The organism is Achromobacter pulmonis, assembly GCF_902859765.1.
GTDB lineage: Bacteria > Pseudomonadota > Gammaproteobacteria > Burkholderiales > Burkholderiaceae_B > Achromobacter > Achromobacter pulmonis.
The window spans coordinates 72,010-96,347 of the sequence record NZ_CADIJV010000001.1; the positions used below are offsets into that span (position 1 = coordinate 72,010).

Here is a 24,338-nt window from a genome sequence, read left to right on the forward strand (position 1 = left end):
CCATTGCCTGGCTTGGGTTTGCGCCAAAATGGCGCCGCGCCGGGCCGGGGCCGTCCCGCCCGCCGCGGACGGCTTTCGCCGGCCGCCGGCCTGGACCGGGCCGCAACATCGTAAAATGCAGGGCGTTCCACCCCAATTCCCAGCAATTGTTACATATCCCACGGCATTTCTCATGACGAATCAACCCAAAGCTCCCCTGACCTACCGTGACGCCGGTGTCGACATCGACGCGGGCGACGCCCTGGTCGACCGTATCAAACCGCTTGCGGCGCGCACCATGCGCCCCGGGGTGCTGGCCGGTATCGGCGGCTTTGGCGGCCTGTTCGAAGTGCCCAAGCACTACAAGGAACCCGTGCTGGTCTCGGGCACCGACGGCGTCGGCACCAAGCTGCGCCTGGCGTTCGACTGGAACCGCCACGACACCGTCGGCATCGACCTGGTGGCGATGAGCGTCAACGACATCCTGGTGCAGGGCGCCGAGCCGCTGTTCTTTCTGGATTACTTCGGTTGCGGCAAGCTTTCGGTGGACACGGCGGCGGCGGTGGTGGGTGGCATCGCCAAGGGCTGCGAACTGTCGGGCTGCGCCCTGATCGGCGGTGAAACCGCCGAGATGCCGGGCATGTACCCGGACGGCGAATACGACCTGGCCGGGTTCGCGGTGGGCGCGGTCGAGAAGTCGGCCATCATCGACGGCAAGTCGATCAAGGTCGGCGACGTGGTGCTGGGCCTGGCGTCCAGCGGCGCGCACTCGAACGGCTATTCGCTGCTGCGCAAGATCCTGGAACGCGCCGGCGCCAAGCCCGACGACGACTTCCACGGCCAGCCGCTGGTCGACGTGGTCATGGCCCCGACCCGCATCTACGTCAAGCAGGTGCTGGCCGCGCTGGCCAAGCACGGCACCGCCATCAAGGGCCTGGCCCACATCACCGGCGGCGGCCTGCTCGACAACGTGCCGCGCATCCTGCAGGACGGCCTGTCGGCCCGCCTGCGGCGCGATAGCTGGGAAATGCCCAAGCTGTTCCAGTGGCTGCAGGAACAGGGCGGCGTCGAGGACACCGAGATGTACCGCGTCTTCAACTGCGGCATCGGTATGGTGCTGGTGGTGGACCCGGCCCAGGCCGACGCCATCGCCGCCACGCTGCGCGAGCAGGGCGAAACCGTCAGCAAGCTGGGCGAGATCGTCGCCCAGACCGAAGGCATGCCGCAGACCGTGGTGGTCTGAGCCGGCAAGGCCGCATGACAAGACCCGCCCTGGTGGCGGGTTTTTTACTTTCGCGGTTAGAAGAATTTCACCCGCCCCGCGTCCTCGCGGAATTCTTCCCCCGTATCCAGATCCGTGCGCCACAGGGTGTCGTGAACGGACAGAAAGCCACGCATATCCTGGTTGGCGGCTCGCGCGTCGCGCCACGCCGCCTGGAACCAGGCGAGGTATGTCTGCGTCATTTTTTCGCGCAGTTCATCGCAAAAATCATCGTCCTCGTTATCCATGGCTTCAGTCAACGCGGCGTCGACATCCGGCGGAATCAACGGCAGCGGCAACGTCAGCGGCAGGCCCCGCCCACAGTAGCCGGAACGCGTGTTCAATGGAATCGCGACGGGCGCGAACGACTCCCAGTCGTACTCGAAGTGAATGGCGTCCACGGCTTCCTTGGAAACGCCCGGATTCAGCGTGAACGGGCGCTCCTGAAGCAACCGCCGGATTTCGCTGATCAAGGCTTTGTCTTGCGTGCGCAGCATGGCGGCAAAAGACGGGTGTGCTTCGTTGATGTCCATCCGTTCAGTATCCAGGGATCCATGGCCGCCGCGGGCGGCCGGTTGCGATGCGAGGCCGGGCCCGAAGGCGGGCATCCACTTGCGTCAGGGCGCGTCGGCCAGCGCCACGGCCATCGCGTCGATGGTCTGCGCCACCGCGTCGGCCGCCAGGCAGTCGACGATGATGCGCTCGGGCTGCGCCCGCAGCCAGGTGATCTGGCGCTTGGCCAGTTGGCGGGTCGCGGCGATGCCTTGCTCGCGGGCCTCGTCCAGGCGGACCTCGCCATCCAGGTGGGCCCACATCTGGCGGTAGCCCACGCAGCGCACCGACGGCAGGCCGGGGTGCAGGTCGGCGCGCGCGTGCAGGCCGCGCACCTCGTCCAGCAGGCCGTTGCTCAGCATGGCGTCAAAGCGCTGTTCGATGCGCGCGTGCAGCGCGGCGCGGTCGGAGGGTTCGAGGCTGATGGTCAGGTAACGGTCGGCGCCGTCATCGGGCGGCCGTTGGCCGCGGCTGAGCAGGGCGGACATGGGCCGGCCCGACAACTGGCAGATTTCCAGCGCGCGCTGGATGCGCTGGCTGTCGTTGGGCGCCAGCCGCGCCGCCGTGACAGGGTCCAGCACGGCCAATTCGGCGTGCAGCGCCGGCCAGCCGTCGCGGGCGGCGCGGGCTTCCAGCTCGGCGCGCAGCGCGGGGTCGGCCTGCGGCAGGTCGTCCAGGCCGTCGCGCAGCGCCTTGTAGTACATCATGGTGCCGCCGGCCAGAAGCGGAATGCGGCCGCGCGCGCGGATCTCGGCAATCAGGCGCAGGGCGTCGGCGCGGAATTCGGCGGCCGAATACGACTGCGCCGGGTCCCGGATATCAAGCAGGTGCTGAGGCACCTGCGCTTGTTCGGCCAGTGACGGCTTGGCGGTGCCGATGTCCATGCCGCGATAGATCGTGGCGGAATCGACGTTGACGATCTCCAGCGGCCAGCGTTCGGCCAGCGCCAGGGTGGACGCGCTCTTGCCGGCGGCGGTGGGGCCGGCCAGGCAGATGACGAGCGGGGAGGTGGGCCTGGACAACGTCTATTGCCCGCGCAGGAACAGCTTGTACAGGTCGGACACCGACCATTGCACCCAAGTGGGCCGGCCGTGGTTGCACTGGTCGGCGCGTTCGGTGGCTTCCATCTGCCGCAGCAGACCGTTCATCTCTTCGATCGTGAGCTTGCGGTTGGCGCGCACTGAGCCGTGGCAGGCCATGGTCGACAGCAGCTCGTTGCGCTGTTCGGTCAGCAAACGCGACACGCCCACGCCGGCCAGATCGCGCAGCACGGCGCGGGCCAGTGTCTCGATATCGCCGCGCGCCAGGATGGCGGGTACCGAACGCACCGCGATCGACGTTGGGCCGGACGGGCGCATCTGGAAGCCGAGGTCTTCCAGCTGTTCCTGGAATTCCTCGACCACCGCCACGTCTTTTTCCTGGGCGTGGAACACCACCGGCACCAGCAGGTCCTGGCGCGGCAGGCTGCGCGCGTCCAGCGCCTGCTTGAGCTGTTCGTAGACCACCCGCTCGTGGGCGGCGTGCATGTCCACCAGCACCATGCCGCGGCGGTTCTGCGCCAGGATGTAGATGCCGTGCAGTTGGCCCAGCGCCATGCCGAGCGGGTGTTCCTCGTCGGCCGGCAGCGTCGGCGCCGGCGAGGCCAGGGGCGTTGGCGTGGCCGCATCGCGCAGCGGCTCGACGCGCGATGCGGTGTCGTCGTTCAGCGGGCGGTACAGCGATTGCCAGTCGGCGGCGGGAATGCCGGCCGGCTCCGCGTGCAGACGGAACGGCACTTGCGTGTGCGGGCGTTGCGGTGTCGGGGAGGGCCGCAGGCCGTAGCCGGGCGCGGCGCTCTGGCCGGCGCCGTGGTGGCCGGGGCGGGGCGCGGGCGCGTCGGCCAGCGCGGACGCGGGCAGTCCGCCGGACGCAACCGGGGATGACGGCGACACGGTCTCGAATTCATCGTCGTCGCGTGCGCTCGCGGCCGGCGCCACCGCCGATGAGCCGCCGGTCTGCGCCAGCGTCTGGCTGACCGCATGATTGACGAAGCGGTGCACGGCGCCGCTGTCGCGGAAGCGCACCTCGTGCTTGGCCGGGTGCACGTTGACGTCGACCGCGCCCGGGTCGATGTCCAGGAACAGCACGTAGGCCGGCTGGCGGTCGCCGTGCAGCACGTCGGCGTAGGCGGCGCGCAGCGCGTGGCTGACGGTGCGGTCGCGCACGTAGCGGCCGTTGACATATAGGTACTGCCGATCGGCGCGGGCGCGCGCCGCGGTGGGGCGGGTGATCATGCCGGCCAGGCTGACCGTGCCGACACTGTGCGACAGCAGCAGGCCATGCTCGGCAAATTCCGCGCCCAGCACGTCGCGGATGCGCTGCGGCGGCTCGGCCGGCAGCCATTGACGCTGCGCGCGGTCGTGGTGGAACAGGCGGAAGGCGATCTGCGGATGCGCCAGCGCGATGCGCTCCATGGCATCGACGCAGTGCCCGAATTCGGTGGCTTCCGAGCGCAGGAACTTGCGCCGCGCCGGCACCGCGTCGAACAACTGGCGCACGTCCACCGTGGTGCCCGGCGGGCCCGAGGCGGGGCTGACCTGCATGTTGCCGGCCTGGATCTGCCAGGCGTGTTCGCCGTCGCGCGTGCGCGAGATGATCGACACCTGCGCCACCGAAGCGATCGAGGCCAGGGCTTCGCCGCGGAACCCCATCGACGCGACCGATTCCAGTTCGCGCAGGTCGCGGATCTTGCTGGTGGCATGGCGCGCCAGCGCCAGCGGCAGTTCTTCCGGGGGGATGCCGCCGCCGTCGTCGGTCACGGCGATGCGGCGGATGCCGCCACCCTCCAGGCGCACCTCAATCGCGCGGGCACCCGCGTCGATGGCGTTCTCGAGGATTTCCTTGAGCACCGAGGCGGGTCTCTCGATCACCTCGCCCGCGGCGATCTGGCTGATCAGCAGATCGGGCAGCGCAAGAATGGAGCGGCGTTCTGTCATGAGGGATTCCGGTGTAGCTACAAGGATGATTTTAGCCTCTTGACCCGGTGGGCTATAGTCGTTGCCTGATTCCCCTTCCGCCTCCAGGGACGTATTGATGCTTGATTTTTTCCAAATGGTGCTCCACATCGACCAGACCCTCGGGGTCTGGGTCCAGCAGTACGGCGTGTGGGTCTATCTGGTGCTGTTCCTGATCGTTTTCGCGGAAACCGGGCTGGTGGTGCTGCCGTTCCTGCCGGGCGATTCGTTGCTGTTCATCGCCGGCGCCTTCGGCGCCACGGGCAGCCTGGACCCGGTGCTGCTGGCGGCGTTGCTGATCGTGGCCGCCATCACCGGCAACAGCGTGAACTACGCCATCGGCCGCTATATCGGCCCGCGCGTGTTCTCGATGAACCTGCGCTTTCTGGACCGTGGTGCGCTGATGCGCACGCATGCGTTCTACGAGAAGCACGGCGGCAAGACCATCGTCATGTCGCGCTTCATCCCGGTGGTGCGCACGTTCGCGCCGTTCGTGGCCGGCGTGGCCGGCATGCCGCTGTCGCGTTTCCAGCTGTTCAACATTCTGGGCGCGCTGCTGTGGGTGGTGAGCCTGGTGGCGGCGGGGTATTTCTTCGGCAACATTCCGCTGGTCAAGGAACACCTGAACACCATTGTGCTGATCGGCCTGGGCGCGGCCATCGTGCCGGTGGTTGGCGCGGCGTTGTTCAAGCTGCTGCGCGCGCGCCGGGGCGGCTAGCGGCGCCGCTGGGCGCGCAGCCGCTGCCGGAAAGGGAGCAAGGACGAAATCAGAAGATTGCCGTGACGCTTAGCTGGTAAGTCCTGCCAGGCGCCACGCCAAGAGCGATATCACGCAGATCCTGATCCGAGGTCATCGGCATTTTCCTATTGCTGGCGTAATTCCAATACTTGCGATTGGTGAGGTTGTAAATGCCCATCGCCAGTGTCAGGTGTTTCTTCACGTTGTAATAAGCCGTCAGATCGAAAATGCTATAGCCAGGAATGCGCTTGTAGTCCTTTTCGTATTTCTCGGCATATTCCTCAAATGTAAGACTGCCATTGTTGGAGAAATTCTGCCGGACGGGATCGACCGCCTGCTTCCCCTTGACGAAGGTGGCGGTGATGCTCGCACCATAACGGTTTTGAGGGTCGTCCCAGGCCAATGAGGCAATGGCTTTAACCGGTAGGACACTGTCCAGGTCCACCCAGCCATCGCCCGAATACGATGATTTCGATTTGCCTTGGTTGTACCCTACGGCAAAAGTGCTGCTCAGCCCTCTGGCGTTCCTGAACAGGGCGCCATAGTTGATCCGGGTTATCAATTCGGCGCCGTAGATATACGCCTTGTCGCGATTTTCCGCGATGGTGAGGCTGGAAATCGAGGCTGGAAGCTTGGCAAGCAGGTTCTCAACGCCGGGTTTCGGCAAGCCTGTTCGGTAATCCCGCAAGGCGTATTTGCGGTTGTAGATGAAATTATCGTAGCTGTTGTAGAACACATTGCCGCGCACGGTGATTCCACTCGTGGCCTGGCCAACCACCCCCAATTCAAACTGATTGCTGGTTTCGGACTTCAAGTCGGAATTGCCAACCATGGCTGGCGATGCGCGTCCAACCTTGGGGTGCAGCCAGATTCCCGCTATTTGACTGCTGGTGGGGTAGGAAACGCCGCGTTTGTATTGCAGATAGGTATTGAACTGGGGGTTGAGCGCATACATGACGGTCAACGAAGGCAACAACTTGCCGTCCGTGAACGTCTTGCTGTGTATCTGATTGATTTCTTCCAGAGTCAACCCGCCCAGTGCCTTGTCGTCGGCGGGCGCGTCAAAGCCTTGCGGTTTGATTCTGTGCCATGAATATTTCAGCCCCGGCATTACGGAAAAGGCGCCGATGGTGACGGTGTCACCCAGCCACACATTCGTATCGTAAGTTCTGTTGTTGCCCTGTGGCTGCAAGGTTGGATATTCGTCGCCAACTTGCCTGAAGGGCCGCGAAAACTGTACCGCCGAGAAATTCACGCCGTAATTCAGTGTCTGGACGCCATATTCCTTGGTGATTTCGCTCTGGAAGCCAAAAGTCTTGGTGTTCAAATCGGAGAAGGTCGACACATTCTCCAATGGGCTTTCCGTCTCTTGTCCGGTAAACCACGACATGAAGGAAGTGGCGATATCTTGCTGTGTAAAGGTATTGTCGCTGACGCGCGTCTGCTGGTAGAAGGCCCTGTTTTCCATCGTGTCTATCAGCCAGTTGTTTTTTGGCGTAAACACATGGGCCAGGCTGACTGAATGGCGTTGCGTGGCGTTCTTCTGCCTGGCCGAGCCAACAATGCTTTCGTGGGCGGCGAGGCTATTCAGCTTTTTGTACATGGGCGCGCTTTCCGCGCTGGATTTGTGATAGAAATCCAGTGTGCCCATGATGCGGTTGCTGTTGTCGATGTCGACCACGCCATTGATCAGCGCGGCGTCGGAATGCCAGCGCATCGGGTAGGCAGCCAGATAATCGCTGTTGTTTTGCGTCTGCCGGCCATCGCGCCGGCTGTAGGCGAACAGAACCCTGGCGCTATCGTTGCCGAACGCCGAGGTCACGCCGTTGTGCCAGGCATGGTCGGCCGAGTCGAACTCGCCGGTGTAATCAAAATAGCTGCTTTCAGTGTCGGTGAGATACGCGTCCGGCGATTTGCTGATAAATGACACCGAGCCGCCCACCACGTTCTTGACCGTACTTTGCCGCGCCGAGCCTGACGTAATGTTCACCTGGCCGTACAGATAGGGGTCGATGTAATCGCGGCCGATGCCAAAAGTGTCTTCGCCGGTCGTGACTGCGTAACTGCGGCCGGTGGCGTCCGGCAAGGGGATCCCGTTGACATCCAAGGCCACGCGGTTGCCATCCAGGCCGCGAATGTTATAACTGCTGTAACCGCCACGGTCAAAGCTGGATTTGCCGTTGCGAGAACCGCTATTTACGCCTGATGCGCTGATCAGGGGTTGATAGCGCATGATGGTGCCAAAATCATTCCCGCCTATCTTTTTCAGCTCGTCAGCAGAAATGGACTGGGTGGTCACGTCTTCCGGCTTGATGGTCGTGGTGACGGTGATCGGCGAGAAAATCTTCACCCCATTATGGGCGCCCTTCCTGGCCTCGTCAGGCACGGCCTCGCTTGGCGCGCTCTGGCCATACGAGGTTGTGGATAACAAGAGGGCGGCTGCCAGCGATATTTTCGTGCATTTCATTTTCCAGGATCCCTGCATGATAAATACAGGATGGCGCTGGAATGCGGGGCGGGGTGGCGGCGGCCATAAATCTTTCCAAAAGGATGGCTGCTAATTTACCCAGGCTGACTGCGAAGCGTTGTGGGGATCAGTCTGAAAATCCAGAGGCAAGTCTTGCACTCGCCTTTATATAAGATCGGGTAACCCGGGACGTGTGAATGAGCGCATGGGGGCGCCCCAAAAGAAAAGGGCCATGCGCGCGCGCATGGCCCTGATTGCGACCGGCGGGCGGTCAGCTGATGTTGCCCAGCCGCGCCAGCGGCGGATTGGCGGTGAAGTAGCGCTGGATGCCGGTCATCATGGCCTGCGCCAGCTTCTCCTGGTGCGCCGAACTCTTGAGCAGGGCCTCTTCCTGCGGGTTGCTGATGAAGGCCGTTTCCACCAGCACCGACGGAATGTCAGGCGCTTTCAGCACGGCGAAGCCGGCCTGTTCGACGCTGTTCTTGTGCAGCCGGTTGATCTTCTTGATTTCGTCCAGGAAGGCGCTGCCGAGCTTGAGCGAGTCGTTGATCTGCGCGGTGGTGGACAGGTCCAGCAGCACCTTGGCGACCTGGCGGTCGTGGCTGCCCAGATTGACGCCGCCGATCAGGTCGGCCGCGTTTTCCTTGTCGGCCATCCAGCGCGCCTGGGCGCTGGAGGCGCCGCGCTGCGACAGCGCGAACACTGAGGAACCGTTGGCCGTGGGCTTGATCCAGGCGTCGGCATGGATCGACACGAATAGGTCGGCATGCACCCGGCGCGCCTTCTGCACGCGCACATGCAGCGGCACGAAGAAGTCGTCGTCGCGTGTCAGGTAGGCGCGCATGTAGGGCTGGGCGTCGATCAGCGCTTTCAGGCGCCGCGCGATGCGCAGCACCACGTCTTTTTCGCGCAGGCCGCTGCGGCCGATGGCGCCTGGGTCCTCGCCGCCGTGGCCGGGGTCGAGCGCGATGGTCAGCATGCGCTGCTTGCCGCGGCTGGCGGTGGCCGGGGGCGACTTGGGTATCGGCAGCGGCGCGGCCGGCTGCTGGCCCTTCACCCGTGGCGGTTCCGGTGGATCGGCGCGCGTGGCGGGGTTGCGCTGGATGTCTTCGAGGATGCGCGCCAGCGGATCGTCGGCGTCGGGTCCGGTTTTGTTGAGAATCGCCACCAGGGGGTCCTGGGCGACCTTGGGGTACAGGTCCAGCACCAGGCGGTATTGGTAATCGGCTACCGGCTTGAGGGTGAACACCTGCGGCGCCACCGCCTGTTTCAGGTCGAACACCAGCCGCACCACGTTGGGACGGTTCTGCGCCACCCGCAGGCTCTGGATGTAGGGATCGCCGGGCCGGACCTTGGAGACCAGGTCGTTCAGGGCAGCGCTCAGGGTCAGTCCCTCGATATCGACCACCAGGCGATGCGGATTTTCCAGGGTGAAGTGTTCGGCCTTGAGCTCGCTGTCCAGTTCCAGCGTGACGCGGGTGTATTCGTCGGCGGGCCAGGTGCGCACCGCGAGGATGGTGGCGGCCTGCGCCAGCCGGGGCACCACCGGCAGGACGAGCAGGGTGGCGGCGACGCTGATCAGGCGGCGTCGGGTGGCGCCGGCTGCGGGGAGGGCGCCGTTACGGGCGGGGGGACAATCGCGTTCAACCATGTTTGTCCTCGGGCGGTGTACGCGGTCAGGGTGGCGTCGCGTCCCTGGCCGGCATACGCCAGGGAAATCTGCAGGTCGGGAGGGGGCAAAAGGCCCTCAGCCCGCTCCGGCCATTCGATCAAAACGACCGCATCTTCACGCAGTAAATCCCGGAATCCTGCGTCCAACCATTCGCGCGAATCACTAAATCTATAAAAATCAAGGTGATAGAAGTATAAGTTAGAAACTTTATAGGATTCAAGCAGCGCGTAGCTCGGACTCTTGATTCGGCCTGTGATGCCGCATTCCCGCAACAATGCCCTGGAGAAGGCCGTTTTTCCTGCCCCCAGGTCGCCTTGGAGATGGATACATGCGCCTGCCAGCCCGGTTTCGCGGCCAGAGACAAGCGGGGCGAGCTGCCGCGCCAACGCTTCCGTGGCGGCTTCATCGGGCAGGTGCAGGGTCAGGCTGCGCAGGGGAACGGACATGGCGCGGGTCGCGGGGCGAGTGGTAAAAGGTCAGGATGGGAAATACCGATTGAACGCGATTATAGGAATTCGGGTTTCTGCTAATCTTATAAGTGATTGCTATTCTCAAATGGTCCGGCCAGGCGGAGTCCCGCCGGCCGCGACGGACGCCGCCACGGAGCAGTAAGCGCCATGAAGACCCGCATCGAAAAAGACACTTTTGGCCCCATCGAAGTCCCCGAGGATCACCTCTGGGGCGCGCAGACGCAGCGCTCGCTGCATTTTTTCTCGATCTCCACCGAGAAGATGCCCGAGCCGCTGGTCATCGCGATGGCGCGCCTGAAGCGCGCGGCCGCCAAGGTCAATGCCGAACTTGGGGAGCTCGACCCCACGATCGCCGATGGCATCGTCCGCGCCGCCGATGAGGTCATCGCCGGCAAGTGGCCCAACGAATTCCCGCTGTCCGTGTGGCAGACCGGCTCCGGTACCCAGAGCAACATGAACATGAACGAGGTGCTGGCCAACCGCGCCTCCGAATTGCTGGGTGGCGTGCGCGGCGAGGAACGCAAGGTCCACCCCAACGACCACGTCAACCGCGGCCAGTCGTCCAACGACACCTTCCCCACGGCCATGCACGTGGCGGCCGCGGTCGAAGTCGAACACCGCCTGCTGCCGGCCCTGAAGGCCCTGCGTGCCACCTTCGCCGCCAAGAGCGCCGAGTTCTACGACATCGTCAAGATCGGCCGCACCCACCTGCAGGACGCCACCCCGCTGACCCTGGGCCAGGAATTGTCGGGCTACGTCGCCCAGCTCGACCTGGCCGAGCAGCAGATCCGTGCCACGCTGCCGGGCCTGCACCAGTTGGCCATCGGCGGCACCGCCGTCGGCACCGGATTGAACGCCCATCCGCAATTCAGCGCCAAGGTCTCGGCCGAACTGGCCCACGCCACCGAAACCGCGTTCGTGTCCGCGCCCAACAAGTTCCAGGCGCTGGCCTCGCACGAAGGCCTGTTGTTCGCCCACGGCGCGCTCAAGTCGCTCGCCGCCGGCCTCATGAAGATCGCCAACGACGTGCGCTGGCTGTCCAGCGGCCCGCGTTCCGGCCTGGGTGAAATCAGCATCCCCGAAAACGAACCCGGCAGCTCCATCATGCCGGGCAAGGTCAACCCGACCCAGTGCGAAGCCATCACCATGCTGGCGGCCCAGGTCCTGGGCAACGATGTCGCCATCAACATCGGCGGCGCCAGCGGCAACTTCGAGCTGAACGTCTACAAGCCCCTGGTGATCCACAATTTCCTGCAGTCGGTGCGCCTGTTGACCGATGGCATGGCGAGCTTCAACCAGCATTGCGCCGCCGGCATCCAGCCCAACCGCGAGCGCATCGCCGAACTGGTCGACCGCTCGTTGATGCTGGTCACCGCGCTGAACCCCCACATTGGCTACGACAAGGCCGCCCAGATCGCCAAGAAGGCGCACAAGGAAGGCCTGTCGCTGAAGGAATCGGCGCTGGCCCTGGGCTACGTCACCGAAGCCCAATTCGCCGAATGGGTCGTGCCGTCGAGCATGACGAACGCCGGCAAGTAAGCCCTGACGCCATCGAGCGCAAGCCGCCCCGCAAGGGGCGGCTTTTTTGATGCGCGTTGTACCGTCCTGTTGATCCTGGCGTCAGGCGTTCAGGCATTCCCCGTCAGCAGCAGCCACCCCGGAATCGTCAGCGCCGAAAACAGCGTGCCCAGGGAAATGAGCACCGCCACCATCCGCCCGTCCCCACCCATCCGCATTGCCAGCACGTAGGCCGCCGAAGCCGTGGGCAAGGCCGCGAACAGCAACAGCATCCGCCCCTCCAGCGGCGCCAGCCCCAGCACTCTGGCCACGGCCAGCGCCACCAGCGGCAGCGCCACCAGCTTCACCGCCAGCATCCACGCGATCAAGCGGCCGTAGCCCTTGCCGCCTTCCCATGCCAGGCTGGCCCCCACGCACAGAATCCCCAGCGCGATCGCGGCCGCGCCCAGCCGCGCCAGCACCGTGTCCACCGGCCCGGGCAGGTGCAGTCCCGCCAGATTGCAGGCCAGCCCCGCCAGCGTCGATATCACCAGGGGATTGCGCGCCAGCTCGCGCAGCAGATTGCCGCCGTTATGGCGCGCCAGCCCGTACACCGCGGCCACGTTGGCCATCGGCACGGCGAAGCCGATGATCAGCGCCATTACCGTTTGCCCTTGCGTGCCGCCCAGGCTGGCGGAGAGGGCCAGTCCGATATAGGTGTTGAACCGGTAACCGCATTGCGCCGACGAGGCCAGGCCCAGCGACGAGGGTTTCAGCACCGGACCCGCCAGCCACGACAGGGCCACGCCAGAGACGATCACCGCCGCGGTTGCCTGCAACAGTATTGCGGCGTTGCCTGCGCTGATCGGTGTGCGCAGGATGGCCTGAAATAGCAGGGCGGGGAACAGCACGAAGTAGACCAGGCGCTCGGTGCCGGCAAAGAATTCGCGCGAAAAATTCAATTTGTGGCGGAGCGCCCACCCGAGCGCGACCAGCATGAAATCAGGGAAAACCAGCAGTGCAACCGACATGGGAATTTGCGTTTTTTCGTGAGCGCCCGCCGGAGATCGGCGCGCTATGCGACGGTAAGCGTTTGCTGCTATTCTCCGTCATTCTGGCGGGCGCGTGTGCCACAAGCAACTCGATAAAAAGCACGGTTTTCTGCCCTGCATTCCAAGCGATGCCCCGCCGACGCTAACTGCTCACCCGTTCACAGACGGGGGCGCCACAAGACGGTCCGTTCACACTCGGGCACGCACATTTGGAGGAAACACACCAATGATTAAAGTTCGCTCCCTGGCTGTCGCCATCGCGCTGGCCGCCGGTACGGTCGGTGCCGCTCACGCCGCCGACGCCTATCCCAACAAGCCGATCCGCGTCATCGTGCCGTTCGCGCCGGGCGGTTCGACCGACATCATCGCGCGCCTGGTGACGCAGCGCATGAGCCAGGAACTGGGCCAGCCCATGGTGGTCGAGAACAAGGGCGGCGCCGGTGGCGCCATCGGCGCGGCCGAAGCCGCGCGCGCCGAGCCGGACGGCTACACCCTGTCGATCGCCACGGTCTCGACCATGGCCGTCAACCCGGCGTGCCGCCCCAACGACCTGCCCTACGATCCGATCAAGGACTTCCAGCCGGTCACTAACTTCGCCAACACCGCCAACGTGGTCGCCGTGAATCCGAAGTTCCCGGCCAAGGATTTCAAGGGCTTCGTCGAAGAACTGAAGAAGAACCCCGGCAAGTATTCCTATGGCAGCTCGGGCACTTGCGGCGTGCTGCACCTGATGGGCGAATCGTTCAAGATGGCCACCGGCACCGACATCGTGCACGTGCCGTACAAGGGCTCGGGCCCGGCCGTGGCCGACGCCGTCGGCGGCCAGATCGAAATCCTTTTCGACAACCTGCCGTCCTCGATGCCGCAGATCAAGGCGGGCAAGCTGAACGCCATGGCGATCGCGTGGCCGCAGGAAATTCCTGCCATCAAGGGCGTGCCGACCTTCAAGGAAGCCGGCTTCCCGGTCCTGAACCAGCCGGTCTGGTATGGCCTGCTGGCGCCCAAGGGCACCCCCATGGACGTCGTCAACAAGCTGCGTGACGCGGCGGTCGTGGCCCTGAAAGACCCGAAGGTCATCAAGGCGCTGGATGACCAGGGCTCGGCGCCGTCGGGCAACACGCCGGAGGAATTCGCCAAGGAGATCAAGGAGCAATTCGACTGGGCGAAAGACGTCGTGAAAAAGCAGAACATCAAGCTGGACTGACGACATCGCAGGCGGCACGGGCGCGCGCCCGTCCGCCGCCTCGCGTGGCGCGCCTTGCGCGCAGACCCTCGAACGCTGGACCTGGTCCCAGCATTCGAGGGTTTTTTACATGGTGGGTCAGGGTTCCAGCGCGGCCTGGCTGGCGGCGCAGGCCGCGCGCAGGCGCTCGATCAGGTCGCGTTGCAGGGCCGTCAGGGGATCCTGGCTGCGAGCCAGCACGCTGATCGGCACCTGCAGCACCGGCGTCAGGCGCCGCAGCCGCATGTCCGGACGCCGCATGGCCTGGGCCGTGATGGCGTCGACGATGGCATCGCCCGCGCCCGCCTGGGCCAGCGCGCAGGCCACATAATGAGTCTGCACCCGCACCGCTGCGCGCGGATCCAGACCCTGCGCATCCAGCGCCATTTGCAGCAACGCGCCCGCCGCGTCGCTGGCGTCCAGCAGGATCAGGGTGTCGCCGGCGATGTCGGCCAGCGCCAGCGGACCGCCGTCGCCGCCGCCGCGCCCCAGGTTCACCAGTTCGGTATGGCCCAGTTCGATCCGCGTCAGCCCGGGCGTGTCGTGGGTATCGAAGGTCACGGCCAGGTCCAGCTCGCGAGTCAGCATGCCGCGCACCAGTTCGGCGCTGTGATACGTATGGATATCGAAGGTGATGCCGGGTTGGGCGGCGCGGCTGTCGCGCACCACGCCGGGCAGCAGGCCCAGGCCGAGCGCCGGCGCGCAGCCCAGCCGCAAGTGGGCATGGGGGCGGTCGCGCAGGCTGGCGGCCAGGCGGCGCACGCTGTCCAGATCCTGGTTCAGGCGCGCCACCTCGGGTGTCAGGATATCGGCCTCGCGCGTGGCGACCAGCCGCCCCTTGATGCGTTCGAACAGTTTGAAGCCCAGTTGCGCCTCGGCGCTGGCCAGCAGCTTGCTGGCCGCAGGCTGGGTGATGTGCAGCGCCGCCGCGGCCTGGGTCAGGGAACCAGTACGGCGGATGGCTTCGAAGATCTCGATATGGCGCAGGCGCATGAGGCGGGCGGGGGTTGGCGCAAACCCGCATTCTACGGCGCATCGCGGCGCGCGCGACAGCGGCGGCGGCCTTGTCTATCATGGCATCCATGCCGGCCTGCCGGCGCCACCATGGAGTCCGTCATGCGCGTGTGCCGTGCCGCCGCCGCCCTCTTGTCCGCCGCCACGCTGGCCGCGGCCGCACCCGCCTGGGCTCGTTCGCCGGCGGCCACCGAGGACCTGAATCCCGAAGCCGCCACCGGCAGCCAGGCGCGGGCGCTGGTGCGCGCGCCGCATTTCATGATGGTCGCGGCCAATCCGCTGGCGACCGCGGCCGGCGAGGAAATGCTGCGCCGGGGCGGCAGCGTGGTGGATGCCGCCATTGCCACGCAGCTCGTGTTGAACCTGGTGGAGCCGCAATCCTCCGGCATCGGCGGCGGCGCCTTCATGGTGGTGTATTCAGCCAAGGACCACCGCATCGTGACCTACGACAGCCGTGAGACGGCGCCCGCCGCGGCGCGGCCGGACCGGTTCCTGGACGCCGACGGCAAGCCGCTGCCCTTTGCGCAGGCGGTCAACAATGGCATGGCGGTGGGTGTGCCCGGCCTGTTGCGCGGCCTGGAGCTGGCGCATAAGCGCCAGGGCAAGCTGCCGTGGGCCGACCTGTTTCAGCCGGCGATCCGCCTGGCCGAACAGGGCTTTGCCGTGTCGCCGCGCCTGCACAAGCTGCTGGCGGGCAACCGGGCGCTGCCGCGCCAGCCGGCGGCCGCGGCCTATTTCTATGCGCCCGACGGCAGCGCCTGGCCGATCGGCCATGTGCTGAAGAACCCGGCCTTCGCGGCCACTTTGCGGGCGGTGGCGCAAGGCGGCGCGGACGCCTTCTACCAGGGCGACATCGCGCGCGACATCGTCGCGGCGGTGCATGCCCACCCCAAGCCGGGCGACCTGACGCTGGCCGATCTGGCCGGCTACCGGCCGCGCCAGCGCGAGCCGGTCTGCGGCGCCTATCGCGGTTATGAATTGTGCGGCATGGGTCCGCCCAGCAGCGGTCCGATCGCGGTGCTGGAGATGCTGGGCGAGCTGGAGCAATACCCCATGGGCAGCTACGCGCCCGGCAGCGTGGAGGCGGTGCACTACTTCGCCGAGGCCGGCCGGCTGGCGTTCGCCGACCGGGATTTCTATGTGGCCGATCCGGATTTCGTGCATGTCCCGGTGCGCGCCATGCTGGATCCGGCCTATCTGCGGGCGCGCGGCGCGCTGATCCGTCCCGACCGCAGCATGAAAGTCGCGCTGCCCGGCGACCCCGAGGGCAAGCTGCTGGCGCCGGGGCGCGACAACGCCCTGGAACGGCCCTCCACCAGCCACCTGGTGGCGGTGGACGCCGACGGCAATGCGCTGTCGATGACCACCACCATCGAGAACGAGTTCGGCAGCAAGATCTTCGTGCGCGGCTTCCTGCTGAACAACGAAATGACGGATTTCTCGTCGTCGTTCCGGGATCCCGAAGGCCGGCTGGTGGCCAACCGCGTCGAGCCGGGCAAGCGTCCGCGCAGCGCCATGGCGCCGATGATCGTGCTGCGCGACGGCAAGCCCTATCTGCTGGTGGGTTCGCCGGGCGGCAGCGCCATCATCAACTACGTCGCCAAGACCATCATGGCGGTATTGGACTGGAAGCTCGACATCCAGGCCGCGGCGGCCTTGCCCAACATGGGCAGCCGCAACAAGGAGACTGAACTGGAGCGGGGCACCGCGCTGGAGGCGCTGGCGCCGGCGCTCGAACGCATGGGGCATCCCGTGAAGATCACCGATTTCCCCAGCGGCATCCATGGCATCGTGATCGACCGCGACGGCCTGCAGGGCGGGGCCGACCCCCGCCGCGAAGGGCTGGCGCTGGGCGGCTAGGGGGGGGCATGCCGCCCGGCGCCCGTATGCGCCGGTGCTGCCACGGGCCCGGCGCCGGGCGCGAGCGCGTCCGGCCGCGCCGCTACGGCCCGGTCGGTTCCAGGTCCGGCGGCAGGCTGCGCAACGTGGCTGGCGTGCGCGACAGCTTGATCGGCGAGCCGACGCCGCGATAGTCGCCCTGTTCCAGCACCATGCCGCGATGCCGGGTGTGCGGGTGCGCGAGCGCCTGGTCCACCGTCTGCACCGCTGCCGCGGGCACGCCGGCGCGCAGCAGGCGGTCCGCCAGCGCCACCGCATCGTGCCGCGCCAGCAACGCCGCCAGATCGTCGCGCAGCGCCTGCCGGTGCGCCAGCCGATCGGCATTGGCGGCATAGCGCGGGTCAGCGGCCAGCGCCGGTGCGTCCAGCACCTGCGCCAACAGCGCGAACTGACGGTTGTTGCCGACCGCCAGGAATATCGGCCCGCTGGCGGTCGGCAGGGTCTCGTAGGGGGCGATGTTGGGGTGCGCATTGCCGCTGCGGCGTGGCGTGTTGCCGCTGTAGAAGTAGTTTGGCGCATGCGGATGCAGCAGCGACAGCGCGCAGTCGTACAGCGTGATGTCGAGGAACTGGCCCAGCCCGCTGCGCCCGCGCTCGTTCAAGGCCAGCAGGATGGCCACCGCCGCGTTCAGGCCGGTCACCATGTCCACCACCGGCAGGCCGACGCGCGTGGCCTCGCCATCGGCCTCGCCGTTCACGCTCATCAGTCCGCACATGGCCTGGGCGCAGGCGTCGTAGCCGGGCAGCCCGCCCAGCGGGCCATCGGCGCCGAAGCCGCTGACGCGGCAGTGGATCAGCGCCGGAAAGCGCTGGCTCAGCGTGTCGTAGCCCAGCCCCCATTTCTCCAGCGTACCCGGCTTGAAGTTCTCGACCAGTACGTCGGCGTCGGCCAGCAGGTGGCGCAGCAGGTCCTGGCCCGCCGCTTGCGACAGATCCAGCGTCATGCCGCGCTTGTTGCGGTTGACGCCGACGAAGTACGAGGCCGTGTCGCCCAGGAACGGCGGGCCCCAGCCGCGCGTTTCGTCGCCGCCGGGCGGCTCGATCTTGAGCACATCGGCGCCATGGTCGGCCAGTATCTGGGTGCAATACGGCCCCCCCAGCACGCGCGACAGGTCGATCACTTTGCTGCCGGCGAGGGCGCCGGCGTTCGGTAGCTTGGGTGCCATGGCGCCTCTGGGGTCAGTCGATGGAAACGTTGGCGCTCTTGATGAGCGCGCGCCACTTCGGCACTTCGGTGGCGATGAAGGAGGACAGGCCCTGCGGCGTCTGATCCTGCGCGCGCACGATGCCCTGGCTGTGCAGGGTCTGTTCGATCACGGGGTCGGACAGCGCCGTCTTGAATGCCTGGTTCAGCTTGGCCACGACGTCCGCCGGCGTATCCTTGGGCGCGACAATGCCGAAGAACACGCTGACGTCATAGCCGGCCAGTCCTTGTTCGGACAGCGTGGGCAGCTCGGGCAGCGCATCGGAGCGTTGCGCGCTGGCCAGGCCGATGGCGCGCAGCTTGCCGGCCTTGATGTGCGGCAGCGCGGTCAGGATATCGGTGAACGACATCGACACCTGGCCGCCCAGCAGGTCGTTGAGCGCCGGCCCGGTGCCCTTGTACGGAATGTGCATGATGCGGGTGCCGGCCATCTGGTTGAACAGAATGCCGGCCAGGTGCGACGACGCGCCGTTGCCGGACGAGGCATAGCTGAGCTTGTCCGGGTTCTTCTTGGCGTAGGCAATCAGTTCCCGCGCGTTGTTGGCCGGCACCGACGGATTCACCACCAGGATGTTGGGCAGATGGCCGATGCGGATGATAGGAGCGAAACTGGTTTCGGGGTTGTAGCCTTGGTTCTTGTACAGGCTGATGTTGATGGCCAGCGGCCCCGAGGTACCGAACAGCAGGGTGTAGCCGTCCGGCTTGGCATTGGCGACGTACTCCGAGCCGATGTTGCCGCCGGCGCCGCTGCGGTTCTCGACGATCACGGTCTGGCCCAAGGGGTCCTTTAGCTTGTCGGCCAGGCGACGCGCCAGCGCGTCGGTGGGGCCGCCGGGCGGGAATGGCACGACCAGCGTGACCGGGCGCGCCGGCCAGGCGTCGGCGGCCAGCGCCGGCGGCGCGGCGGCAATGGCGGCGGCCGCCAGCAGCAAGGGGGTGAACAGGCGTTTCATGGGTGTCTCCAGTGGTGTGGGCGCGCTGGCTGTGCCGCCAGCGTCGGGGTGGGGCGCCGTATTACAGCGCGTCTTGCAGAATGCCGCGGCAGGCGGCGCTTTCGTCGGTAGGGATGGCGTAGGGGTCGCGCGGCGCCAGGCGATGCTGCAAGACCTGGTCGGCCAGCAGCGCCCGGCTGGCCAGGCCCGCGCCCGCGGCTTCCCAGCGCAGCGCCGCCATCGACACCGCGTGGTACAGCAGCGAGGCGGCCTGGCGCGCCAGTTCGTCGCGGCCCTCCCGCGCGGCGCGTTCGGCCAGGGCATAGGTCTGCCGCAGGGCGTCGGCCTGCATCGCGGCCAGCGCCGGGGGGCAGGGCACGCCTTCGGCCAGCAATTGGTCGACATGGCGTTGCAGCGCCGGCAGCGAGCCTTCCTTTTTGATGGCGCGCAGCACGTCCAGCGCGACGATGTTGCTCGTGCCTTCCCAGATCGAGCCCAGGTGCGCATCGCGCACCAGGCGCGGTTCGGTCCATTCCTCGATGTAGCCGCAGCCGCCGCGCACCTCCATGCCGTCGCCGGTGACCTTGCGGGCATCGCGGCAGGCGCGGAACTTGATCAGCGGCGTCAGGATGCGCGCCAGGGCCGGATCGCCCCTGCCCTGGTCGGCGTCGGCCAGCGCGCGGGCGGTCTGGAACATGACGCTGCGCGCCTGCTCCGCCCACACGGTCATCTTGACCAGTTGGCGTTGCATCAGCGGCATGTCGATCAGGCGCTTGCCGAAGGCGCGGCGGTGTTGCGATACGTAGACTGCCTCCGTGACGGCGCGGCGCATCAGGCCGGCCGCGCGCATGCCGTTGGACAGGCGCGAGTTGTTGATCATGTCCGCCATGTGCTTGAAGCCCTTGCCGCGCTCGCCCACCAGCCAGGCCACCGCGCCTTCCAGCCGGATTTCGCCGCTCGCCATGGAGCGCGTGCCGAGCTTGTCCTTCAGGCGCAGGATGCGGTAGTGGTTGTGCGAGCCGTCGGCCAGTTCGCGCGGCAGCAGGAACAGGGATACGCCCTTCAGGCCGGGCTCGCTTTCGCTGCGCGCCAGCACCATGGCGAAGCCGGCGTCGGGGTTGGAGCAGAACCATTTGTCGCCGTGGATGCGCCAGCTGCCATCGTCCTGACGGGCGGCCGTCACTTCGGTGGCGCTGACATCCGAGCCGGCGCCCTGCTCGGTCATGAACATGGCGCCCTGGCGCAGCGTGTCGAAGTCCTGGCTGGTGACCTGCGGTAGCACCCGTTCCACCAGCGCCGGATCGCCGAACTTGCGCAGAGTACGGGCCAGGGAATCGGTCATGCTGACCGGGCAGCACAGGCCAAACTCGGCCTGCACGAACAGATGGCTCAGGGCGTACTTGGCGGCGGCCGGCATGGGTTCGGGCCAGCCCAGCACGCCGCCGCGGTGCGACAGCGCCGCCAGGCCGAATTCACTGTAGGCCAGGCGTTCCAGTTCGACGTAGGCGGGGTGCTTGTCGAGGCGGGATTCGTCGGCGCCGGCGCGGCTGCGCACCGACAGGGTGGGGGGATGCTTGTCGGCGGTGGCCGCCAGTTCGTCCATGTGGCCGCCAGCCAGGGCCCCCAGGCGATCCAGGTGCGGCAGCAGGTGCGCATGCAGCGCGGGCGGCAGGTAGCGCTGAGCCAGCGGCGCGGCGTAGGGATCGGCGCGGAACAGGTTCAGGCCGCGCGCGTCCGGAATGGGCGGGGCGGCGGTGGCGACGGGGTGGGCGGGGGTATCCATGGCGGCATCCTGCGCAAAAGGGGATCGCTGGCATGGTGCGACGATGGATTAATCTATACAAATACCGTTTTAATGTAGACCTATCCAAAAAAAATATGGATCTCGGGGCGCCGCCCAGGGAGGAGACCGATGGACCTGGACCCGCGCCTGCTGCGCTATTTCATCGCCGTGGCCGAAGAGCGCCATTTCAGCCGCGCCGCCGCGCGCCTGCATATTTCCCAGCCGCCGTTGAGCTACGCCATCCGCCAGCTCGAGGACAACGTCGGCGCGCGCCTGCTGGCGCGCACCAGTCGGCAGGTGGAGCTGACCGCCGCCGGCCAGGTGCTGTACCGCGAGGCGCAGACCCTGCTGCGCCAGGCCGAGGACGTGCGCATGCTGGTGCAGCGGGTCGACGCCGGTCTGCGCGGCCGCCTGCGCATCGGCTTCGTGGGGTCGATGCTGTATCGCGGCCTGCCGGCCCTGCTGGGGACGATGCGGGCCGAACTGCCTGACGTGGAGCATGTGCTGACCGAACTGAATTCGCACGACCAGATCGAGGCGGTGCGGCGTGGCGAGCAGGATCTGGGCTTCATCCATGCCAACCCGGTGCCGGCCGGCGTGGCCGCGCGCGACCTGCTGGCCGAGCCTTTCGTGGTCTGCCTGCCCGCCAGCCACCCGCTGGCCGGGCGCCAGTCGCTGGCGCTGGCCGAACTGGCCGCGGACGATTTCGTGTTTTTCGCAAGAGCGGCGTCGCCCAGCTATTACGAGACGGTGCTGTCGCTGTGCGTGGGGGCCGGCTTCATGCCGGTGGTGCGGCACGAGGTGCGCCACTGGCTGAGCGTGGCCTCGCTGGTGTCGCAGGGGCTGGGGGTGTCGATCGTGCCGTCCTGCCTGTCGCGCAGCGGCCTGGCGGGAACGCGCTTCATCGCCTTCGAGCATCAGGCGCGCTCGGTCAGCCAGGTGATCTGGCCAGGGACCGAGCGCACGCCGCTGCAGGACAAGGCGCTGGCGCTGGTGGCGCGCCAGTTTCCCGCCAGCGCGCCCGGGAAAGACAAGCCCAGGCCTGGCGGCCGGGGCGCATGAAGCCTGGCGGACAAGCGCCTAGCGGAACACCACGGTCTTGTTGCGGTTCAGCAGAATGCGGTGCTCGACGTGGCTGCGCACGGCGCGCGACAGCACCAGCGACTCGATATCGCTGCCGACCTGGGTCAGGTCCTGCGCCGTCATGGTGTGGTCGACACGCTCGATGTCCTGGTCGATGATCGGGCCTTCGTCCAGGTCCGAGGTGACGAAGTGGGCGGTGGCGCCGATGATCTTGACGCCGCGCGCGTGCGCCTGGTGATACGGGCGGGCGCCCTTGAAGCTGGGCAGGAAACTGTGGTGGATGTTGATGGCGCGGCCATTGAGCGCCTGGCACATCTCGGCCGACAGGATCTGCATGTAGCGCGCCAGCACCACCAGGTCGATGTCGTAGCGGTCCACCAGCGCCAGCACCTGCCGCTCCTGTTCGGCCTTGGTGTCGGGCGTGACCGGCAGATGGTGGAACGGAATGCCGTAGGAGGCGGCCAGGCCGGCGTAGTCGTTGTGGTTGGAGACGATGGCCGCCACGTCCGCGTGCAGCTGGCCGCTGTGGACGCGGAACAGCAGGTCGTTCAGGCAGTGGCCCTGCTTGCTGACCATGATCAGCAGGCGTTCCTTGCGGCGGGCGTCGTGCAGCTGCAATTGCATGCCGTACTCGGCCGCCATCTCGTCCAGGCGGGCGCGCAGGGCGTCCGGGGCTTCGCCGGCGGGCAGGTCGAAGTGCACCCGCAGGAAGAAGCGGCCGGTTTCCTCGTCGCCGAACTGCTGCGAATCGAGGATGTTGCAACCCGATTCGAACAGCAGGCCGCTGACGCGGAAGACGATGCCGGTGCGGTCGGGGCAGGACAGGGTCAGGATGTAGTCGTTGTGCTGCATTGTTCAGGGAAAAGAAGGTGAGGAAGCGTCATCGGCCAGGCGCGCCAGGGCTTCTTCCGCCAGCGCCAGGCTGGAGGTCAGTCCGGGCGATTCTATGCCAAACAGGTTCACCAGGCCGGGCACGCCGTGCGCGGCCGGACCGGCGATGACGAAGTCGGCTGCCGGTTCGTGCGGACCGGAAATCTTGGGGCGGATGCCGGTGTAGCCGGGCGCCAGGGCGTCGTCCGGCAGCGCCGGCCAATAGCTGCGCACGGCGGCGTAGAAGACCTCGGCGCGCGCCGGGTCGAGGGTGTAGTCCTCGGTGCCGACCCATTCGGTATCGGGGCCGAACTTGGCCTGGCCGCCCATGTCGAGCGTCAGGTGCACGCCCAGGCCGGCATGCTGCGGCACCGGGTAGATCAGGCGCGAGAACGGCGCCCGGCCGGACAGCGTGAAATAGCTGCCCTTGCACAGGTAGTCGGTGGGGATGCTGGCGGCCGGCACGCCCTCGATGCGGCGCGCCAGCGCCGGGGCCTGCAGGCCGGCCGAGTTGATCAGCACGTTGCAGCGCAGGCTCATGGCTTCGTCGCCGCCGAATTGCAGTTCGAATCCGCCTTCGGGACAGGCACGGCCGGAGACCAGCGGAGTGTGGAACACGCATTGCGCGCCGGCATTCTCGGCATCGCCCTGGTAGGCCAGCATCAACGCATGGCTGTCGACGATGCCGGTGGAAGGCGACACCAGCGCGGCGGTGCAGCGCAGGGCGGGCTCCAGCCGCATGGCGTCCTCGCCGGAAATGAACTGCAGGTCATCCACGCCATTGGCGCGGGCGCGCTGCGCAATGCCTGCCAGTTGGGCGGCCTGTTCGGTGTCGGTCGCCACGATCAGCTTGCCCAGCCGCTTGTGCGGAATGCCGCGTTCGGCGCAATAGGCGTACAGCAGGTGCTTGCCGCGCACGCACAGGCGGGCCTTGAGACTGCCCGCCGGGTAATAGATGCCGGCGTGGATCACTTCGGAGTTGCGTGAACTGGTACCGGTGCCGATGGCTTCGGTGGCCTCGGCCACCAGCACTTCGCGGCCCGATTGGGCCAGGGCGCGGGCGATGGCCAGGCCGACCACGCCGGCGCCGATCACGACGCAATCGATATCGACGCTCACGAGACCGCTCCCTGGCCGCGGGAACCGGCCGGCGTCAGGTCGAATCCGCCGGCATGAAAGACCAGCGGCGGCTCGCTGCTATGTCCGCAACGTTCGACTTCTCCCACCATGATGACGTGATCTCCTTCGACGTAGCGGCTGCGGTTGTGGCATTCGAACCAGGCGGCGCAATGGCCGTCCAGCATCGGGGTGCCGCCCGGCGCGTGGTGCACGGTGAGGCCCGCATAGCGCTCGGGCGTCTTGCCGGTGGCAAAGCGCCGCGCCAGGGCAATCTGTCCGGCGCCCAGCACGTTGACGACATAGCGCTGGCACTGCTCGAAAGCGGCCAGCGACGAGGAATTCCGCGACAGGCTCCACAGCACCAGCGGTGGGTTCAGCGAGACCGAATTGAAGGAACTGACCGTGAGCCCGATCGGCGCGCCATCGAGGTCGGCGGTCGTCACGACCGTCACACCGGTGGCGTAGCGGCCCAGCGCGGTACGGAAAAAGGCGGCATCGAAATCAGGGGAGGAGGCTGGCATGCAAGTGAGA

At 66.8% G+C, this 24,338-nt stretch carries 20 protein-coding genes; 6 read left to right on the top strand and 14 right to left on the bottom strand.

The features are described from left to right. Positions 1-172 precede the first annotated feature (172 nt). Complete coding sequence (gene purM / locus HV701_RS00310; protein ID WP_175131162.1) at positions 173-1,222, top strand: phosphoribosylformylglycinamidine cyclo-ligase; 1,050 nt, start codon at positions 173-175, stop codon at positions 1,220-1,222. Positions 1,223-1,278: 56 nt separating this feature from the next. On the opposite strand, the gene HV701_RS00315 is transcribed toward purM, so the two are convergent. The 3 genes from HV701_RS00315 to mutL all read right to left on the bottom strand — a co-directional run bounded on the left by HV701_RS00315 (position 1,279) and on the right by mutL (position 4,767). Further along, positions 1,279-1,773, bottom strand: a complete 495-nt coding sequence (locus HV701_RS00315) for a hypothetical protein (RefSeq protein WP_175131163.1) — start codon at positions 1,771-1,773, stop codon at positions 1,279-1,281. 84 nt (positions 1,774-1,857) lie between these two features. Beyond that, positions 1,858-2,814 (bottom strand): tRNA (adenosine(37)-N6)-dimethylallyltransferase MiaA, encoded by a 957-nt coding sequence (miaA, locus tag HV701_RS00320; protein WP_175131164.1) that lies wholly within the window; start codon positions 2,812-2,814, stop codon positions 1,858-1,860. Positions 2,815-2,817: 3 nt separating this feature from the next. Next, a complete protein-coding gene (mutL, locus tag HV701_RS00325; RefSeq protein WP_175131165.1) occupies positions 2,818-4,767 on the bottom strand; it encodes a DNA mismatch repair endonuclease MutL in 1,950 nt (649 codons plus the stop codon). A gap of 97 nt (positions 4,768-4,864) precedes the next feature. On the opposite strand from mutL, the gene HV701_RS00330 reads away from it, so the two are divergent. Beyond that, entirely contained in the window at positions 4,865-5,503 is a 639-nt protein-coding gene (locus HV701_RS00330; RefSeq protein WP_175131166.1) for a VTT domain-containing protein, read from the top strand. A 49-nt stretch (positions 5,504-5,552) separates the two neighbouring features. Here HV701_RS00330 and HV701_RS00335 read toward each other — a convergent pair whose 3' ends face one another. The 3 genes from HV701_RS00335 to tsaE all read right to left on the bottom strand — a co-directional run bounded on the left by HV701_RS00335 (position 5,553) and on the right by tsaE (position 10,109). Further along, positions 5,553-7,991, bottom strand: coding sequence for a TonB-dependent receptor domain-containing protein (locus HV701_RS00335; protein WP_254595084.1), 2,439 nt, complete (start codon positions 7,989-7,991; stop codon positions 5,553-5,555). A 271-nt stretch (positions 7,992-8,262) separates the two neighbouring features. Beyond that, complete coding sequence (locus HV701_RS00340; RefSeq protein ID WP_175131168.1) at positions 8,263-9,642, bottom strand: N-acetylmuramoyl-L-alanine amidase; 1,380 nt, start codon at positions 9,640-9,642, stop codon at positions 8,263-8,265. Further along, entirely contained in the window at positions 9,570-10,109 is a 540-nt protein-coding gene (gene tsaE, locus HV701_RS00345) for a tRNA (adenosine(37)-N6)-threonylcarbamoyltransferase complex ATPase subunit type 1 TsaE (protein ID WP_175131169.1), read from the bottom strand. Before tsaE ends, HV701_RS00340 begins: the two co-directional genes overlap by 73 nt. A gap of 171 nt (positions 10,110-10,280) precedes the next feature. Here tsaE and fumC point away from each other — a divergent pair, with 171 nt between their 5' ends. Continuing rightward, positions 10,281-11,672 (top strand): class II fumarate hydratase, encoded by a 1,392-nt coding sequence (fumC, locus tag HV701_RS00350; protein ID WP_175131170.1) that lies wholly within the window; start codon positions 10,281-10,283, stop codon positions 11,670-11,672. A gap of 89 nt (positions 11,673-11,761) precedes the next feature. Here the strand turns inward: fumC and HV701_RS00355 are convergent, their stop codons facing one another. Further along, complete coding sequence (locus HV701_RS00355; RefSeq protein ID WP_236755056.1) at positions 11,762-12,661, bottom strand: AEC family transporter; 900 nt, start codon at positions 12,659-12,661, stop codon at positions 11,762-11,764. Between the two features lie 247 nt (positions 12,662-12,908). Here HV701_RS00355 and HV701_RS00360 point away from each other — a divergent pair, with 247 nt between their 5' ends. Beyond that, positions 12,909-13,886: a tripartite tricarboxylate transporter substrate binding protein BugE gene (locus HV701_RS00360; RefSeq protein ID WP_175131171.1), complete on the top strand. Its 978-nt coding sequence runs from the start codon at positions 12,909-12,911 to the stop codon at positions 13,884-13,886. 117 nt (positions 13,887-14,003) lie between these two features. On the opposite strand, the gene HV701_RS00365 is transcribed toward HV701_RS00360, so the two are convergent. After that, entirely contained in the window at positions 14,004-14,897 is an 894-nt protein-coding gene (locus HV701_RS00365; RefSeq protein WP_175131172.1) for a LysR family transcriptional regulator, read from the bottom strand. A gap of 123 nt (positions 14,898-15,020) precedes the next feature. Between HV701_RS00365 and ggt the strand changes: the two genes are divergently transcribed. After that, positions 15,021-16,778, top strand: coding sequence for a gamma-glutamyltransferase (ggt, locus tag HV701_RS00370; RefSeq protein WP_175131173.1), 1,758 nt, complete (start codon positions 15,021-15,023; stop codon positions 16,776-16,778). A gap of 82 nt (positions 16,779-16,860) precedes the next feature. Here the strand turns inward: ggt and HV701_RS00375 are convergent, their stop codons facing one another. From HV701_RS00375 to HV701_RS00385, 3 genes are all read right to left on the bottom strand, one after another. Further along, a complete protein-coding gene (locus tag HV701_RS00375; RefSeq protein WP_175131174.1) occupies positions 16,861-17,982 on the bottom strand; it encodes a CaiB/BaiF CoA transferase family protein in 1,122 nt (373 codons plus the stop codon). Between the two features lie 13 nt (positions 17,983-17,995). Next, on the bottom strand, positions 17,996-18,973 hold the full coding sequence (locus HV701_RS00380) for a Bug family tripartite tricarboxylate transporter substrate binding protein (RefSeq protein ID WP_175131175.1): 978 nt from the start codon (positions 18,971-18,973) through the stop codon (positions 17,996-17,998). A 61-nt stretch (positions 18,974-19,034) separates the two neighbouring features. Then, complete coding sequence (locus HV701_RS00385) at positions 19,035-20,735, bottom strand: acyl-CoA dehydrogenase family protein (RefSeq protein ID WP_175131176.1); 1,701 nt, start codon at positions 20,733-20,735, stop codon at positions 19,035-19,037. A gap of 129 nt (positions 20,736-20,864) precedes the next feature. On the opposite strand from HV701_RS00385, the gene HV701_RS00390 reads away from it, so the two are divergent. Continuing rightward, on the top strand, positions 20,865-21,797 hold the full coding sequence (locus tag HV701_RS00390; RefSeq protein WP_175131177.1) for a LysR family transcriptional regulator: 933 nt from the start codon (positions 20,865-20,867) through the stop codon (positions 21,795-21,797). An 18-nt stretch (positions 21,798-21,815) separates the two neighbouring features. Here the strand turns inward: HV701_RS00390 and purU are convergent, their stop codons facing one another. From purU to HV701_RS00405, 3 genes are read right to left on the bottom strand one after another with little or no spacing between them, the layout of a single operon-like run. Beyond that, entirely contained in the window at positions 21,816-22,670 is an 855-nt protein-coding gene (purU, locus tag HV701_RS00395; RefSeq protein WP_175131178.1) for a formyltetrahydrofolate deformylase, read from the bottom strand. Between the two features lie 3 nt (positions 22,671-22,673). Continuing rightward, a complete protein-coding gene (locus HV701_RS00400) occupies positions 22,674-23,807 on the bottom strand; it encodes an NAD(P)/FAD-dependent oxidoreductase (RefSeq protein ID WP_175131179.1) in 1,134 nt (377 codons plus the stop codon). Next, positions 23,804-24,328, bottom strand: coding sequence for a flavin reductase family protein (locus HV701_RS00405; RefSeq protein ID WP_175131180.1), 525 nt, complete (start codon positions 24,326-24,328; stop codon positions 23,804-23,806). The genes HV701_RS00400 and HV701_RS00405 overlap by 4 nt, the downstream gene beginning before the upstream one ends. Positions 24,329-24,338: the final 10 nt, after the last annotated feature.